Origin of the sequence: Streptomyces sp. NPDC015032 (assembly GCF_043080425.1) — a bacterium.
Classification (GTDB): domain Bacteria; phylum Actinomycetota; class Actinomycetes; order Streptomycetales; family Streptomycetaceae; genus Streptomyces.
This window is the reverse complement of the sequence record NZ_JBIBVN010000021.1, coordinates 78,317-93,196: the sequence shown is the minus strand read 5'-3', so window position 1 is coordinate 93,196 and position 14,880 is coordinate 78,317. Positions and strand designations below refer to the sequence as shown.

Sequence of the window (14,880 nt, the reverse complement as noted above, 5' to 3'; positions counted from 1 at the left end):
TTCGTGCGAAAAACCGTTGTCGCTCGATGGCGACCGGTGGACACAATGTCTATCGCACGCGCCGCTGTGATTGCCGGTCGGCCGACTCATTTGCCGATCTTGGCACCGGTTTTGCGCTTTCAGGCTTTTCGGGGGGAACGAGGAATTATGTCGTATGTAGAGGTGCCGGGCGCGAAGGTTCCGATCCGCATGTGGGCCGACCCGGCTTCGGTCGAGGACGTCGCGATGCAGCAGCTGCGCAATGTGGCCACCCTGCCCTGGATCAAGGGGCTCGCTGTCATGCCGGACGTCCACTTCGGCAAGGGGGCGACCGTCGGTTCGGTCATCGCGATGCATGGTGCGGTCTGTCCGGCGGCGGTCGGCGTGGACATCGGCTGCGGGATGTCCGCGGTGAAGACGTCCCTGACGGCCAACGACCTCCCGGGCGATCTGTCCCGGCTGCGGTCGAAGATCGAGCAGGCTATTCCGGTGGGCCGTGGCATGCATGACGAAGCCGTGGATCCGGACCGGCTGTACGGCCTCCCGGCAAAGGGGTGGGAGGACTTCTGGGGACGGTTCGACGGAGTGGCCGATGCGGTCAAGTTCCGTCAGGAGCGTGCTACGAAGCAGATGGGAACGCTCGGATCGGGCAACCATTTCATTGAGTTCTGCCTCGACGAGTCGGGTTCCGTCTGGCTGATGCTGCACTCCGGATCGCGGAACATCGGCAAGGAACTGGCCGACTTCCACATCGGCCAGGCGCAGAAACTGCCGCACAACCAGGATCTGATCGACCGGGACCTGGCCGTGTTCATCGCCGATACCCCGCAGATGGCGGCGTACCGGAACGACCTGTTCTGGGCGCAGGAGTACGCGAAGCACAACCGGGCCATCATGATGGCGCTCTTCCAGAACGTGGTCCGCAAGGAGTTCAAGAAGGCCAAGGTCACCTTCGAGCCGGTCATCTCCTGCCACCACAACTACGTGGCGGAGGAGCGGTACGAGGGTATGGACCTGCTGGTCACGCGGAAGGGAGCGATCCGCGCGGGCTCCGGGGACTTCGGGATCATCCCGGGCTCGATGGGTACGGGTTCGTACATCGTGAAGGGCCTCGGGAACGAGAAGTCCTTCAATTCGGCCTCGCACGGAGCCGGCCGGAAGATGAGCCGGAACGCCGCGAAGCGGCGCTTCTCGACGCGGGACCTGGAGGATCAGACGCGGGGTGTGGAGTGCCGCAAGGACTCCGGTGTGGTGGATGAGATTCCCGCCGCGTACAAGCCGATCGAGCAGGTCATCGAGCAGCAGCGGGACCTGGTGGAGGTCGTCGCCAAGCTCAGGCAGGTGGTGTGCGTGAAGGGCTGAGAAGGCTGAGGTTTGCAGCTTCTCGGACGGTGGCGGTCAGGGCACGCGTGCGGTACGGCGCGTGCCCTTGTCGCATGAGTGAGGCCGGAACGGTCCAGAAGGCCGGCACGGGGTGGGGTCAGGCGGTGCGGTGGACCTTGGAGTTGGAGGCCTGGGCGCGGGGGCGGACCACCAGCAGGTCGATGTTGACGTGGCTGGGGCGGGTGACGGCCCAGGTGATGGTGTCGGCCACGTCGTCTGCGGTGAGGGGGGCTTCGACGCCCGCGTACACCTTGGCCGCCTTCTCGGTGTCGCCGCGGAAGCGGGTGGTGGCGAACTCCTCCGTCTTGACCATGCCGGGGGCCACCTCGATGACGCGGACCGGGGTGCCGACGATCTCCAGTCGGAGGGTCTCGGCCAGGACGTGTTCGCCGTGCTTGGCGGCCACGTAGCCGCCGCCGCCCTCGTATGTGGAGAGGCCCGCGGTGGAGGAGAGGATCACGACCGTTCCGTCGCCACCCGCGGTGAGCGCGGGGAGCAGGGCCTGGGTGACGTTGAGTGTGCCGATGACGTTCGTCTCGTACATCTGGCGCCAGTCGGCGGGGTCGCCGGTGGCAACGGGGTCGGCGCCGAGTGCGCCGCCCGCGTTGTTGACGAGGACGGCGAGGGTACGGAACGCCGTGGCGAACTCGTCCACCGCGTTGCGGTCGGTGACATCCAGGGCGTAGGCCGTTGCCTGGTGGCCGGCCTCGTTGATCTCGGCGGCGAGCGCTTCGATGCGGTCCTTGCGGCGGGCGGTCAGCACGACGCGGTAGCCGGCTGCGGCCAGCTGTCGGGCGGTCGCGGCACCGATGCCGCTGCTCGCTCCGGTGATGACGGCGATCGGGGTGGCGGCCATGGCGGACTCCTCGGGCAGCTGATCGGTACGGGGCCCAGAATAGGCAGCCGTGCGGTCAGTGGTTGCGGGGGGCGTACATGAGGACGGCCATGCCGGCCAGGCAGATCAGCGCGCCGATCACGTCCCAGCGGTCGGGGCGGTAGCCGTCGGCGACAACGCCCCAGGCGATCGAGCCCGCGACGAAGACACCGCCGTAAGCGGCGAGGATGCGGCCGAACTCGCCGTCCGGCTGGAGCGTGGCGACAAAACCGTAGGCGCCGAGCGCGATGACGCCCGCACCGATCCAGATCCAGCCGCGGTGTTCACGTACGCCCTGCCAGACGAGCCAGGCACCGCCGATCTCGAAGAGCGCGGCGACGACGAACAGAGCGACAGAGCGAGCGACGACCATGGGCGCAGCCTGTCATGGGAGGCGGCGGCGGGGAGCAGGGGGCAGGGGGACAGGGGCAGGGCCGAGGGGCTGGGGTGCGGAGGGGCGGCGCGGGGCGGGGCGGTTCATCGGGTGAGTGCGGCCCGTAGCGCCGCCGGGTCGGGGTGGTCGCTCGCCCAGGCGATATAGCCGTCGGGGCGGACGAGCAGGGCTGTGGTGCGGTCGTCCTTCCAGTGGGCGTGCGTCGGCGGGGTGGGCATTTCCGGAGTCGGGGTGCCGGCGGGCGTGACGAGGACGAAGGCGCCGTCGCGGAGCAACTGGTGGAGTCGGCCCTCCCGCAGGCTCAGGTCGGGGGCCCGTCGCGAGGTCAGGGGGTGGGCTCCGCGCGGGGCGGCGTAGGAGATCGCGAGCCCGGACACCATGCCGATGACCTTGTCGGAAGCTGGTTGGACGTGGGACAGCACCGTCGTGGCGACCATCCGGGCCGTCCGCTGGAGCGGCGTTCTCGCCATGGCGAGGCGGATGAGTGCTCCGCTGGAGCGAAGTACCTGTGCGCCGACCGGGTGGCGTTCCTCGTGGTAGCTGTCGAGGAGTGCCTCCGGGGAGGCCGTGTGCCCTCGCAGGACCGCGGCGAGCTTCCAGGAGAGGTTGGCGGCGTCCTGGAGGCCCGTGTTCATGCCCTGCCCGCCCGCGGGTGAGTGGACGTGGGCGGCGTCCCCGGCGAGGAAGACCCGTCCCGTGCGGTAGGCGGGCACCTGCCGTTCGTCGCTGTGGAATCGGGAGATCCAGCGTGCGTCGTGCATGCCGTAGTCGGTGCCCAGGGCGCGGCGGGCGACTCCGCGGAGCTCGTCGAGATCGACAGGGGCGCTGTCGTCGGGCTGGTGCATGCGGTCCCAGCCCATCACGCGGTACCAGCCGTCGCCGAAGGGGGCGATGAAGGCGAACGCCTCCCCGTCCCCGTCGACCGTCAGGACACCGGGCGGCTCCTCGGCGAGCCGGACGTCCGCGAGGACGAGCGACCGGATCACGGAGGTGCCGGGGAAGGGGAGGCCCAGCGCCTCACGGACCTGGCTGCGCACCCCGTCGGTGCCGACGAGATAGCGGGCTTCGAGCGTGCTCGTGCCGCCGTCGGCCGCGCGCAGTTCGGCGGTGACCGTGTCCGACGCGGGGCTCTGGCGGAGCGAGGTCAGCCGCGTCTCGTGGCGGAAGCGGACGCCCGCCGCACGGGCGCGGCGCTCCAGTAGGCGTTCCACCTCGTACTGAGGGGTGACCAGCAGGAAGGGGAAACGCGTGCGCAGCCCGGAGAGATCGAGCGAGAGCCTGCCGAAGAAGCGTATGGAGGAGAGGGGGATGCCGGACCCGACGAGCTCATCGGCCAGACCGCGGGAGTCGAGCAGTTCGAGCGTGCGGGCGTGCACGGCGAACGCACGCGTCATGTTGCTGATCCCGTGCGGGCGGCGCTCCACGAGCGTGACCGAGAGGCCCTGGGCGGCCAGATCGCCCGCGAGCAGCAGGCCGGTGGGGCCGGCGCCCACGACCAGTACGTCGACGGGGGCGGGTGGGGTGCTCGGGGTGGTGGTCATGACTGCCTCCTGGGCCGGTCGTCAGCCGTCACCTTGATGTCAGCACGGCCGGCGTGATGTCGGCGCGACGCAGACGTGATGCAGAAGTGATGCCAACGCTCGTTGGTCAACGCTTGTTGGCAACGATAGCTCGGTCGGGGCTGGAGTGTCAACGACTGTTGGCCTACAGTCGTTGGTGTGAAGAGCAAGACCGCAGTCCCCCGTCGTTCGGATGCCACCAAGGCCGCGATCCTCGAAGCCGCGCGTGAGCGGTTCGCCGCCGACGGGTATGAGCGCGCCACCATCCGGGCCATCGCCCGTGACGCGAACATCGACCCGTCGATGGTCATGCGCTACTACGGCAACAAGGAGGGGCTTTTCGCCGCGGCGTCCGTGATCGACCTGCAGGTGTCCGAGTTGGGCGCGTTGCCGGGCAAGCATGTCGGCGCCGCCCTTGTCGCGCACTTCCTGGATCGGTGGGAGGGCGACGACGTGCTCACGGGCCTGCTCAGGGTCGGTGTCACCAATGACGCCGGCGCCGAGCGGATGAGGCAGATCTTCGCCGAGCAGGTCGGTCCGATAGCGGCCGGCGTCTGCCCCGACCCGGCCGCCGCGCCGCGCCGGGCGGCCCTCGTCGCCTCGCAGATTCTGGGGATGGCGCTTGCGCGCTACGTCCTGCGTATCGAGCCTGCTGTCTCGATGCCGCGCGAAGAGGTGATCGCCTGGCTCGCACCCACCGTTCAGCGCTACCTGACCGCCGAGCGGCCTTAGGGAGCGTCCGCCGAGAGTGCAGGTCACGGCACTGGTCACGGCCGTGGTCACGGCCACGGTCGATGGGTGGCGGTGGCGGTGGCGGTGGCCTGGGGCGGCGGCGTGGCGCGGTCGGTGGCGGCAGTGCCACGGAAAGGGCGGCCCGTCAGTCATCGGCTCCTGAGGTTCCCGAGCTTCCAGGGGTTTGACTCCCGTGTGACTCCCGTACCGAAGGCCGGTGGGCTCGATAGTGCCCTGTCTGGGTGTTCTCCTGGGCGTTCTCCCGGGGGTCTCCCGACCGTACTACCGGCCGCTGTCCGGGGGAGTGGGCGCGAATTCGTGGAGCGCCTTCGTGACAATCGCGTCCAGGTGGGTGTGGTGGGCGCCCCGCCAGTAGACCCGGTCGCACTCCGCGCACTGCGCGAAGACGTCGTACGAGCGCCGGGTGCCGTGTTCCAACTGGTCGCTGACGGAGTCCTTGTCGGCCGCTTTCAGCGGGCCGTTGCAGGCGGTGCATCTGGTCCAGGGGGCCAGGTGCGGGGTGAACCGTTCCAGCACGTCCCGCAGTTGGTCCTCTGGCCGATCGCTGTAGATGTACGCGCCGGCCCAGATCTCCCGTCGGTGCAGCAGCCCGCGGTCCCGGGAGAGCAGCACACGGCGTTCGTCCGCCGACCGGGCGGCCAGCGCGGCGTCGCCGATGTCCTCGCTCTCGTATGCCGCGTCGACACCCAGCAGCCGAAGCCGCCGCGCGAGCGTGCCGAGGTGGACATCGAGCAGGAACCGCAGGGGTGCGCCCGGGACATGCTGCGGGCGTTCCACGGCGCGCACCTCGACCAGCTCGCCCGCCCCCGGGATGTGTGAGACGGATACGGGTCGGCCGTCGACCAGGAGCTGCCCGGCCTCGGTGAGCGGGATGCCGAGCGACTCCACGACGTGGCCGAGGGTGGACGAGCCGTCGGTGGTCACGGTCGAGCGCCCCCGACGGTGTTCATGCGCGACGAAGAGCCGCAGCTCAGGGGCGACTTCGAGGTGGATCTCCGGTCCGTTCACCTCGTCAGGATGTCATCGAGTGGGGTGCTTCGGCGAGGGTCTTCCTGGCGAGGGCGCGACCGGCACGGCGCTCCGCGCCGGGGTGCACGGCTCAGGGGCGGAAGGCAGCCGCGTCTTCCGCGGCCCAGGTGCGGTCGGTGCCGGACTTCTATGGTCAGTGTGCGGCGAACGCTGTCGGGGGGACGCCGACCGTTGCCGTGAAGTCCCTGATCAGGTGGGCCTGGTCGCTGTAGCCGAGCTCCGCCGCGAGGGTGGCCCAGTCCACCTCCGGATCCGACGCGGCCCGCTCCAGGGCCTCGTGGATGCGGTAGCGCAGGATGACCCACTTGGGGCCGACTCCGACGTACGTGGCGAAGAGTCGCTGGAGCGAGCGTGACGTCACCCCCTCGATCCGGGCGAGCTCGTCGACTCGGCGCACCGTGCGGTCCGTGCGGACCAGGTCGACCAGGGCCATCGCACGGTCGGCCTGCGGGTCCGGTTCCGGGCCGAGCGCCATCAGGTACGCGTCGAGCGCCGCCACCCGCGCGTCCTCGTCCGCCGGGTCCAGCACGGCCGACGGCGGGGCGGGCGGGGTGAACACCTCGTCTGCGGGAAGCCGTCGCCCCGTCCACTCGGAGACCGGCCGGGCCGGTGCGAACGGACGGAATCCACCGGGCCGGAACTGCACTCCGCAGACCCGGCCCCGCCCCTCCAGCTTCTGTGTGAAGAGCTCCAGACCGATGCCCGACACCTCGGCGAACCCGGCGTCGTGATCCTCGCCGGTTCCCGTCCCGTACCGCTGGAGGACCAGGTTCACGGACGGGTGCGGCACCAGATGGGAGACGTACGGCTCCGGCAGATCCCAGTCGATGAGCCAGTAGTGCTCCAGGTACGGCCGAAGTCCGGGGGCGGGTTGGCGGCGGCGGAAACGTACCTGCGCGAAGAGTTCGGGGGCGTCGACGATGCCCCGGGTATCGCGTCGCGGACCTGGCATGGCGGTGATCCTACGGTGAGCGCGGCACGCGATAGGGGCGGTGTCGCGTTTCTTCAAGCGCCGGGCCGCCCCGGCATGCAAGGTCGCAGGATGGAGAAAATCAGCGAGTTGCTGGAAGCGGCCGCCGGACGGGCTGTTCCCGTGCTGGCCGGAATCGACGACAGCCGTCTGGGAGATCCCACGCCGTGCGCGGAGTACGACGTACGCGCCCTGATCAACCACCTCTTCCAGGTGGTCGTCAACTTCCAGGCCCTGGCGGCCCGGAAGGAGGCCGACTTCGGTGAGGTGCCGGACGCCGTCACGGGGGACTGGCGGGCCCGATTCGGTGAGGAGACGGCCGAGCTGGTGGCGGCCTGGGCCGTGCCCGGGGCCGACGAGGGGACCGCGGGGGCCATGGGGCTCCCGGCCAGGACCGTCGGGAACATGGTGCTGGGCGATCTGACCGTTCATGCCTGGGACCTCGCGCGGGCCACCGGCCAGGAGTTCGTGCCGGACGAGTCCGTGCTGAACGAGATCGGCCCCGGGCTGGCCGCGATGGCGCCGATGGCGCGGGAGGCGAAGGTGTTCGGTGAGCCCCACCCCGTACCGGAAGGGGCCGGCCCCTTCGAGCAGGTGCTGGCGCTGACCGGCCGGGATCCGGGCTGGCGTCCACCCGGGGCGTGACGCCGGGAACCGGGTCGGCGCCCGGGCGGCGTGTGGAACCGGGATCCGGAGGGGCGCGTGGCACCGGGACCGGAGGGTGGCGGGCGGAGGGTGATGGACTGGGGAGGGGGACAGTGGCGGGCGGAGGGTGATGGACGGCGGAGGGGGACAGTGGCGGGTGGCGTGGGGGAGGCGCGGAGCGTCCGCCGCGTCCTGCTCGCGGTCCAGCGGTGCGGTGTACCGACCCCGGCCCCGCCCCCACGCCGGGCGCGGAAGGCCCGAGCGCGGGAGAGCCGGGTCCGGAAGGCCCGTAGGGGCCGCGAAGCAATGAGGCGGTGAACCGGTGGCCGGGGCGGCGGGCGTCACTCCGGCGTGTTCGGTTCGGGCTCCGGACGGTGGTAGGCATCGGGGACGACCGCGACCGGGCAGGGCGCGTAGTGCAGCATCGCGTGGTTCACCGGGCCGAGATGGGTGCCGTGCCATCCGCCGGGCCGCCGTGCGCCGACGACCAGCAGTTCCGCGCCCTCCGCGGCTTCGAGCAGTTCATGGTGCACCGGCCCCTGCACCACCAACCGGTGGATGGTGACGTCGGTGGCACCGGTCCGGTCCAGCTTCGTCAGCACCTCTTCGAGGTGTTCCTCGGCGTTCTGGTGGTGTGCGGAAGCCGGGGATCCCGAGATGAGCGGATGGGCCCGGGCCTGGTGGGCGGGGCTGCGCCAGGCCCGCACGGCGACCAGCTCGCCGTGGCGCGATGCGGCCTGGGCGAGTGCGAAGACGGTGGCCGCCGTCGGCTCCGCGGCGTCGCTGATACCGACGACGACACGGCCGGACCGTGGCGGGGTGCCCGACGTCCTCGCCGGGATCACCACGACCGGGCAGCGGGACCGGCCGGCGAGCGTGAGGCTGACGGACCCCAGGAGCATCCCGGCGATCCGGCCCCGGCCGCGGGAGCCGAGGACGACCATGGCTGCCTCGTGGCTCTCCCTGACGAGTGCGGCAACGGGGTCCTCGGGTTCCACCGAGGCCGCCACGGCCACCCCGGGGCCGAGCCGGTGTGCGCGTTCCTGGGCGGCGGCGACGAGATGCTCGGCGAGGACCTGTTCGCTGGGATGTTCGGTGTCGGAGGCGGGGCGTATGCCTTCGTAGCGCTCCCACAGTGACGCGTGGACGACGCGCAGGGGGTGCCCCGAACGTGCCGCTTCCGCCGCAGCCCAGTCCAGGGCACGGAGACTGCCCTCCGATCCGTCCACTCCGACGACTACGGGGAGTCGCATGGCTCCCACCGCCTTCCGTGCGGATGTTCCTACGGTTCGATGGTCAGGACCTGGCTCAGGGGACGGCGTGGTGTACGTGGTCCGGTGGGTCCGTATCCCAGGCGGACGATCATCTGCGTGTGTCCCGTGCCGGAGACCGGGTCGCGCAGCAGCCATCGCAGGTCCGGCCATTCGACGGGCTGGGTCGCGAACGAGGTGGACACCTCGTGGAGCGTGGCGGTGAGCAGGACGCGCTCCAGCGCCTGACCGGCGCGCAGCCAGTCCACGGCCTGGTCGCCCGGGGTGGTCAGCAGGGCCAGCTGCGGCCGCTTCTCGAACGGGACGCGTGGCCGGCCCGGGAAGACGCCGGTTCCCGCGAAGTCGCGGACGGTCGCCCGTTCGGAGGCGTCGCGGGGGCCGAAGGCGTAGTCCGGGATTCCGTCGACGGGCGCCTCGGTCTTCGTGTCCCGGGTCCAGCGGTGCTCCTCCGCCGCCCGCGCCGGGTCCCCGCGGTCGTATCCCTCGGCGTCCCGGATCAGTTCGAGCACGGTCTCCAGATGCGGCGAGGCCAGGAACATGAAATCCGCGCCCTCGGTTCGGGCCGCGTCGGTGAGGTGCGCGCGGACGTCCTCGGGAACCGCCTGCTCGTCGAACGGGTAGCGGCTCGTGTGCCGTTCCGGTATCGCGGGATGGAGAGCGGCGAGTGCCTCGTCCGCGGGCTCTCGTGGCGTGTCGGGGCGGACACCGAGCCGTACGGTGGCCAGCACGGCCGGGTCCGACGGGTCGGGCAGCAGCGTGGTGACCGTTTCCAGGCCCAGGTGGGCGGCGGACACCCGCAGATTCAGCAGGGCGGCGCCGCAGCCGATGTACAGCGCACGGGCGGCGGGGTCGGCCTCCGGCATCACGCGGTCGAGATCCGCCAGAAGGGTGAGGGTCCGGCCGGCCCGGGTGTAGCGGAACTGCCAGGGCTGGGCGTTGTGCATGGACGGGGCGGCGGTGGCGTCGGCGACGAGGCCGGTCAGCGTCGTGTCGTCCGGTGGCTGGCTGAGCATCGGAACTCCCGGAAGGTCGGGAACGGTCGATGTCTCTCCAGCATGGAACAGATCTCGTTCCGGTGGGATGGGCCGTTCGGCCCTCCCCGGCCCGGAAGGGCGGACGCCGGTCGGGAGCCCACGTCGCGCCCGTGCGAAGGAACCGTGGTGCCATGAAGAAGAGCCCCTGACGAAGGGACCCTCGGTCATGGCAGCCGCACCGTCCCCGGCACCGTGCCTGCGTTCCGTGCGGGCCGTGGTCTTCGATACGGACGGAGTGATCACCGACTCCGCCCGGAGTCATGCCGCTGCCTGGAAGAAGGCGTTCGACGCCTGTCTGTCGGGCATCGAGGGGCAGCGGCCCTTCGACTCCGTCGACGACTACCTGCTCCATGTCGACGGCCGTTCCCGGCGGGACGGCGCGGTGGCGTTCCTGGCATCGAGGGGGCTGGACCTTCCCGAAGGCAGCCCCGACGATTCACCCGGAACCGGGACCGTGTGGGCGGTCGCGGCCCGCAAGGACGAGTTGTTCACCCGGAGTCTGCGGACCGAGCCGGTCGATGTCTGGCCCGGCACCGTCCGCCTCCTGGACGTGCTGCGCGGCGAGCGGATGCCCTGCGCCGCGGTGTCCGCGTCCCGGCACGCGACGGAACTGCTGTCGCGGGCCGGCCTCCTCGACCGGTTCGACGCCGTGATCGACGGGAACGAGGTGCGTCGGCTGCGACTGCCGGGGAAACCGGACCCCGCGCTCTTCGTCGAAGCGGCGAGACGCCTACGGATCCCGGTCCCGGACGCCGCCGTGGTGGAGGACGCGCTGGCCGGGGTCGAAGCCGGGCGGCGAGGCGGTTTCGGACTCGTGGTCGGTGTGGACCGTACGGGCGGCCCCACCAGCGCCGCCGAGCTGCGCCGCCACGGCGCCGACATCGTGGTGTCCGATCCGGGGGATCTGCTGACGGCCGGTGACGACTGATGGTGCGGGCCTGGACCTGGTCGTACGAGGGGTACGACCCGCGGGAGGAACGGCTGCGGGAGGCGCTGTGCACGCTCGGCAACGGGTACTTCGCCACCCGTGGAGCCGCCTCCGAGACACCTGCGGCGTCCGACACGCCCGTGACGCCCGAGGTGTTCGAGGGAGGGCCGCACTACCCCGGCACCTATGTGGCGGGCTGCTACAACCGCCTGACCTCCACGGTCCGGGGCCGTCGGGTGGAGAACGAGGACCTGGTCAACCTGCCGAACTGGCTGCCGCTGCGCTACCGCATCCACCCGGCCGGCACCGCCCCGGGACCGTGGCTCACCCTCGACCACGCACACATGGTGGAGCACGGCCAGTCACTCGACCTGCGCGGCGGCACGCTGACCCGCCGGTCCGTCTACGAGGACGAGGCAGGGCGGCGGCTGCAGGTGGAGCAGTGCCGTCTGGTGCACATGGGCGATCCGCATCTCGCCGCCCTGCACACGGTGTTCCGGGCGGAGGGGTGGACCGGAGTGATCGAGGTGGAGGCGGGGATCGACGGCGATGTCCGCAACTCCGGCGTCGCGCGGTACCGGGAGCTGTCGAACCAGCACCTCACCGGCTGGGCGACCGGCGCGGCGGACGACGGTGTGGTGTCGCTGAGGTGCCGTACATCGGAGTCGGATATCGGTGTCGTGCTGGCGGCCCGCACGCTGGCGGTGTACGGCGGCGAAGAGGGAGGACAGCAGGAAGGAGGACAGCAGGAGGGAGGACAGCAGGAGGGAGAACGGCAGACGGAGAAGGCGGTCTTCCAACGGCTGGTGCTGCCGCTGAGCCCGGACTCCGATGCCACCGCCGCCGTCGCCGTCGACAAGACGGTGGCCCTCCACACGACGCGTGACCCCGCGATCGGCAACCCTCTCCGGGCGGCCGTGGACGCGGTGCGAAGGGCCCCGGACTTCTCGGAGCTGCTGGCCTCGCACCGGCGGGCCTGGGCCGACCTGTGGCAGCAGGTACGGATGGACGTCCCGGGCGAAGCGGGCCGTGTTCTCCGGCTGCACCTCTTCCATGTCCTGCAGACGCTCTCCCCGCACACCGCCGAACTCGATGTCGGTGTACCGGCGAGGGGGCTGCACGGCGAGGCGTACCGGGGCCATGTCTTCTGGGACGAGCTGTTCGTGCTGCCGTTCCTGAACCTGCACCTCCCGGAGGTCTCCCGAGGGCTTCTCGACTACCGCTACCGGCGGCTGCCCGCGGCCTGCCGGGCGGCGCGCGCGACCGGCCGGGCGGGGGCCATGTACCCCTGGCAGAGCGCCGCCGACGGACGCGAGGAGACCCAGGAACTCCATCTCAACCCGTACTCGGGGCGCTGGCTGCCCGACCGTTCCCGGTTGCAGCACCATGTCGGCTCGGCCGTCGCGTACAACGTGTGGCAGTACTGCCAGGCCACCGGGGACACGGAATACCTGCACTCCAGGGGCGCGGAAATGCTGCTGCAGATCGCCAGGTTCTGGGCGGACAGCGCCGAATGGGACGAGTCCCTGGCCCGGTACCGCATCCGCGGTGTCGTCGGACCGGACGAGTACCACGACGCCTATCCGGGAACCGGGGCGCCGGGCCTCGACGACAACACGTACACGAACGTGACAGCCTCCTGGGTCCTGTCACGTGCGACGGAGCTGTACCGGGCCCTGCCCGAGGCGCGGCGGCACCTGCTGCTCGACCGGCTGCGCCTCGATCCCGCCGAACCGGAACGCTGGGAGGACGTCTCCCGTCGGCTGCATGTGCCGTACCACCGGGGCGTCGTCAGCCAGTTCGCCGGTTACGGGGAACTGGACGAGCTCGACTGGGAGGGTTACCGGAGGCGGTACGGGGACATCCGGCGGCTGGACCGGATCCTGGAGGCGGAGGGTGACACCGTCAACCGCTACCAGGCGTCCAAGCAGGCCGATGTCCTGATGCTCGGCTATCTCTTCTCGCCGGAAGAACTCGCGGGCCTCTTCCGGCGGCTCGGGCAACCGCTGGACCAGGACCTCTGGCGCGCCACCGTCGATTACTACCTCGCGCGTACGAGCCACGGCTCCACGCTCAGTTCCCTGGTCCACACCTGGGTTCTGGCCCGGGTCCGCCGCGAGGAGGCGTGGAAGTTCTGCGAGGAGTCCCTGACCGGGGACGTGACCGACATCCAGGGCGGCACCACCGGGGAAGGCATTCACCTGGGGGCGATGGCGGGCACCCTGGACTTCGTGCAGCGCGGGATGACGGGACTGGAGACCCGCGACGACGCACTGTGGCTCGCGCCGGCCACGCTGCCGCAGCTCTCGAAGTTCGGGGTGCGGATCCGGTTCCGCCGGCACTGGGATGTGGACGTGCGGTTCCGTGCCGGGCGGCTCCGGATCGCCGTACCCGACTCGCGCCACCCGGCCGTCCGGGTCGTCCTGGGAGGCCACACCCATCTGGTCGCACCCGGTACGGCCCGATGGCTCGACCTGCCCCCGGCCCGGCACGGCCCTCCTCCGCCCGGTCGTGCCTCGCCCGCCCCTGCCCCGTCCAGCCCTGTCCCGTCCAGCCCTGTCCCGTCCGCCCCTGACCCGCCCGACCCGGCCCGGTCCGGTCACGCCCCGTCCGGTCACACAAGCCCGCAGGGGCCGGCTACGGAGCCGCCACGAGCCGTGTGACCAGGTGGTGCCAGCCTTCCTCCAGGCGCCCCAGCGGTATGCCGCGTTCCTCGGTGAGGTGGTGGACAAGAGCGGTGTCGACGGAGGCGAGCAGGGTGTGCGCGAGGAGTTCCGGGTCGCCGGACACCTGCGCCCCGCGCAGCAGCATCGTGATGTGGCTGAGCCGCAGACGGCTCGCGGGCACGGCGTAGCTGCGCAGCGGGTCGGTCCGGCCGGCCAGGATCAGGGGGTGGTGATCGCGTTCGTGGCGCAGGACGGCGGGCCCGAAGGCGTGCAGCCGCTCCGTCGCGGGGGCGCCGGGGCCCAGGGGCGGCGGGCCCGAGAGGAAGGCGGCCTGGAACTGCTCCTCCCGATGGTCCAGGAGCGCGATCAGGAGTCCGGCCCGGTCGCCGAAGCGCCGGAACACGGTGCCCTTGCCCACCCTCGCGGCGGCGGCCACCGATTCCATGGTCAGGTTCGCCGCTCCGCACTCGGCCATGAGCCGGGAAGCCGCGTCCAGCAGCCGGGTGCGGTTGCGCGCGGCGTCCGCCCGTAGCCGCGGCGGTTCACCGGTCGGGGCGAGCGGGAGATTCGTCCGCGCCTCGCCGGGGTCGGAGGGCCTGAGCGGCGGAACAACGGGACCGGTCATGGGCTCAGCGTAGCGTCCGAGCAGGGAAAGTGGACCGTGGTCCGGTTAGATGGTACGAATTTCAACGGACCGTGGTCCGCTTGGCTCTGTTCCGAAGTGTTCGAAGTATCCGAAGCACCAGCCCTCCGGGAGTTCCCCCATGTCTGTACGCATCCTTGCGCTCGTCGGCAGCCTCCGCGCCGGCTCGCACAACCGCCAGCTCGCCGAAGCCGCCGCCAAGCACGCCCCCGAGGGCGTCGACATCGAGCTGTACGAGGGCCTGGCCGACGTGCCCTTCTACAACGAGGACATCGACGTCGAGGGAGGCGTCCCGGCCACTGCCGCCCAGCTGCGCGAGGCGGCCGGCCGGGCCGACGCGTTCCTGCTGTTCTCGCCCGAGTACAACGGCACCATGCCGGCCGTCCTGAAGAACGCCATCGACTGGCTGTCCCGCCCGTTCGGCGTCGGCGCCATCTCCGGCAAGCCGGTCGCCGTGGTCGGCACCGCCTTCGGTCAGTACGGCGGCGTCTGGGCGCAGGACGATGCCCGCAAGTCCGCCGGGATCGCGGGCGGTGTGGTCCTGGAGGACGTCAAGCTGTCCATCCCCGGCTCCGTGACGCGCTTCGCCGAGACCCACCCCGCCGATGACGCCGAGGTCGTCACCGCGATCACCGAGGTCATCCGCCGGGTCACCGCCCAGGCCGCGGCCATCGCTGCCTGACCCGTCACGTGCGGCGGCGGCCCGCCGAGGATGCCGCGCCGCCGCCGTGGCCGGCTGGGGGCTTTCGACG

At 71.2% G+C, this 14,880-nt stretch carries 14 protein-coding genes; 6 read left to right on the top strand and 8 right to left on the bottom strand.

Going from position 1 to position 14,880, the window contains the following annotated elements; translation table 11 throughout:
• Positions 1–147: 147 nt before the first annotated feature.
• Positions 148–1,341: an RtcB family protein gene (locus tag ACF08M_RS26310; protein ID WP_392187727.1), complete on the top strand. Its 1,194-nt coding sequence runs from the start codon at positions 148–150 to the stop codon at positions 1,339–1,341.
• 118 nt (positions 1,342–1,459) lie between these two features.
• Here the strand turns inward: ACF08M_RS26310 and ACF08M_RS26305 are convergent, their stop codons facing one another.
• The 3 genes from ACF08M_RS26305 to ACF08M_RS26295 all read right to left on the bottom strand — a co-directional run bounded on the left by ACF08M_RS26305 (position 1,460) and on the right by ACF08M_RS26295 (position 4,171).
• Positions 1,460–2,218, bottom strand: a complete 759-nt coding sequence (locus ACF08M_RS26305) for an SDR family NAD(P)-dependent oxidoreductase (RefSeq protein WP_362199186.1) — start codon at positions 2,216–2,218, stop codon at positions 1,460–1,462.
• Positions 2,219–2,273: 55 nt separating this feature from the next.
• Entirely contained in the window at positions 2,274–2,609 is a 336-nt protein-coding gene (locus ACF08M_RS26300) for a YnfA family protein (RefSeq protein WP_392187726.1), read from the bottom strand.
• 104 nt (positions 2,610–2,713) lie between these two features.
• Positions 2,714–4,171: an FAD-dependent monooxygenase gene (locus tag ACF08M_RS26295; RefSeq protein WP_392187725.1), complete on the bottom strand. Its 1,458-nt coding sequence runs from the start codon at positions 4,169–4,171 to the stop codon at positions 2,714–2,716.
• A gap of 177 nt (positions 4,172–4,348) precedes the next feature.
• Here ACF08M_RS26295 and ACF08M_RS26290 point away from each other — a divergent pair, with 177 nt between their 5' ends.
• Positions 4,349–4,921 carry a TetR family transcriptional regulator gene (locus ACF08M_RS26290; RefSeq protein WP_392187724.1) on the top strand — a complete coding sequence of 191 codons (573 nt, stop codon included), beginning with the start codon at positions 4,349–4,351 and terminating at the stop codon, positions 4,919–4,921.
• A gap of 282 nt (positions 4,922–5,203) precedes the next feature.
• On the opposite strand, the gene ACF08M_RS26285 is transcribed toward ACF08M_RS26290, so the two are convergent.
• Positions 5,204–5,950 carry a Mut7-C RNAse domain-containing protein gene (locus tag ACF08M_RS26285; protein ID WP_392187723.1) on the bottom strand — a complete coding sequence of 249 codons (747 nt, stop codon included), beginning with the start codon at positions 5,948–5,950 and terminating at the stop codon, positions 5,204–5,206.
• Between the two features lie 154 nt (positions 5,951–6,104).
• The gene (locus ACF08M_RS26280) at positions 6,105–6,923 is read right to left on the bottom strand and encodes a DUF6597 domain-containing transcriptional factor (protein WP_392187722.1); all 819 of its coding nucleotides are present in this window, start codon (positions 6,921–6,923) and stop codon (positions 6,105–6,107) included.
• Between the two features lie 90 nt (positions 6,924–7,013).
• Here ACF08M_RS26280 and ACF08M_RS26275 point away from each other — a divergent pair, with 90 nt between their 5' ends.
• A complete protein-coding gene (locus ACF08M_RS26275; protein ID WP_392187721.1) occupies positions 7,014–7,586 on the top strand; it encodes a TIGR03086 family metal-binding protein in 573 nt (190 codons plus the stop codon).
• Between the two features lie 341 nt (positions 7,587–7,927).
• Here the strand turns inward: ACF08M_RS26275 and ACF08M_RS26270 are convergent, their stop codons facing one another.
• Both ACF08M_RS26270 and ACF08M_RS26265 read right to left on the bottom strand, forming a co-directional pair.
• Positions 7,928–8,839 (bottom strand): universal stress protein, encoded by a 912-nt coding sequence (locus tag ACF08M_RS26270; RefSeq protein WP_392187720.1) that lies wholly within the window; start codon positions 8,837–8,839, stop codon positions 7,928–7,930.
• A 29-nt stretch (positions 8,840–8,868) separates the two neighbouring features.
• A complete protein-coding gene (locus ACF08M_RS26265; RefSeq protein ID WP_392187719.1) occupies positions 8,869–9,870 on the bottom strand; it encodes an Acg family FMN-binding oxidoreductase in 1,002 nt (333 codons plus the stop codon).
• A gap of 187 nt (positions 9,871–10,057) precedes the next feature.
• Here ACF08M_RS26265 and ACF08M_RS26260 point away from each other — a divergent pair, with 187 nt between their 5' ends.
• A complete protein-coding gene (locus tag ACF08M_RS26260) occupies positions 10,058–10,819 on the top strand; it encodes an HAD family hydrolase (protein WP_392187718.1) in 762 nt (253 codons plus the stop codon).
• A complete protein-coding gene (locus ACF08M_RS26255; RefSeq protein WP_392187717.1) occupies positions 10,819–13,482 on the top strand; it encodes a glycoside hydrolase family 65 protein in 2,664 nt (887 codons plus the stop codon). Before ACF08M_RS26260 ends, ACF08M_RS26255 begins: the two co-directional genes overlap by 1 nt.
• On the opposite strand, the gene ACF08M_RS26250 is transcribed toward ACF08M_RS26255, so the two are convergent.
• Positions 13,457–14,110, bottom strand: coding sequence for a TetR/AcrR family transcriptional regulator (locus tag ACF08M_RS26250; protein ID WP_392187716.1), 654 nt, complete (start codon positions 14,108–14,110; stop codon positions 13,457–13,459). The two genes, ACF08M_RS26255 and ACF08M_RS26250, sit on opposite strands and share 26 nt — an antisense overlap.
• A gap of 139 nt (positions 14,111–14,249) precedes the next feature.
• Here ACF08M_RS26250 and ACF08M_RS26245 point away from each other — a divergent pair, with 139 nt between their 5' ends.
• Entirely contained in the window at positions 14,250–14,810 is a 561-nt protein-coding gene (locus tag ACF08M_RS26245; protein ID WP_392187715.1) for an NADPH-dependent FMN reductase, read from the top strand.
• Positions 14,811–14,880: the final 70 nt, after the last annotated feature.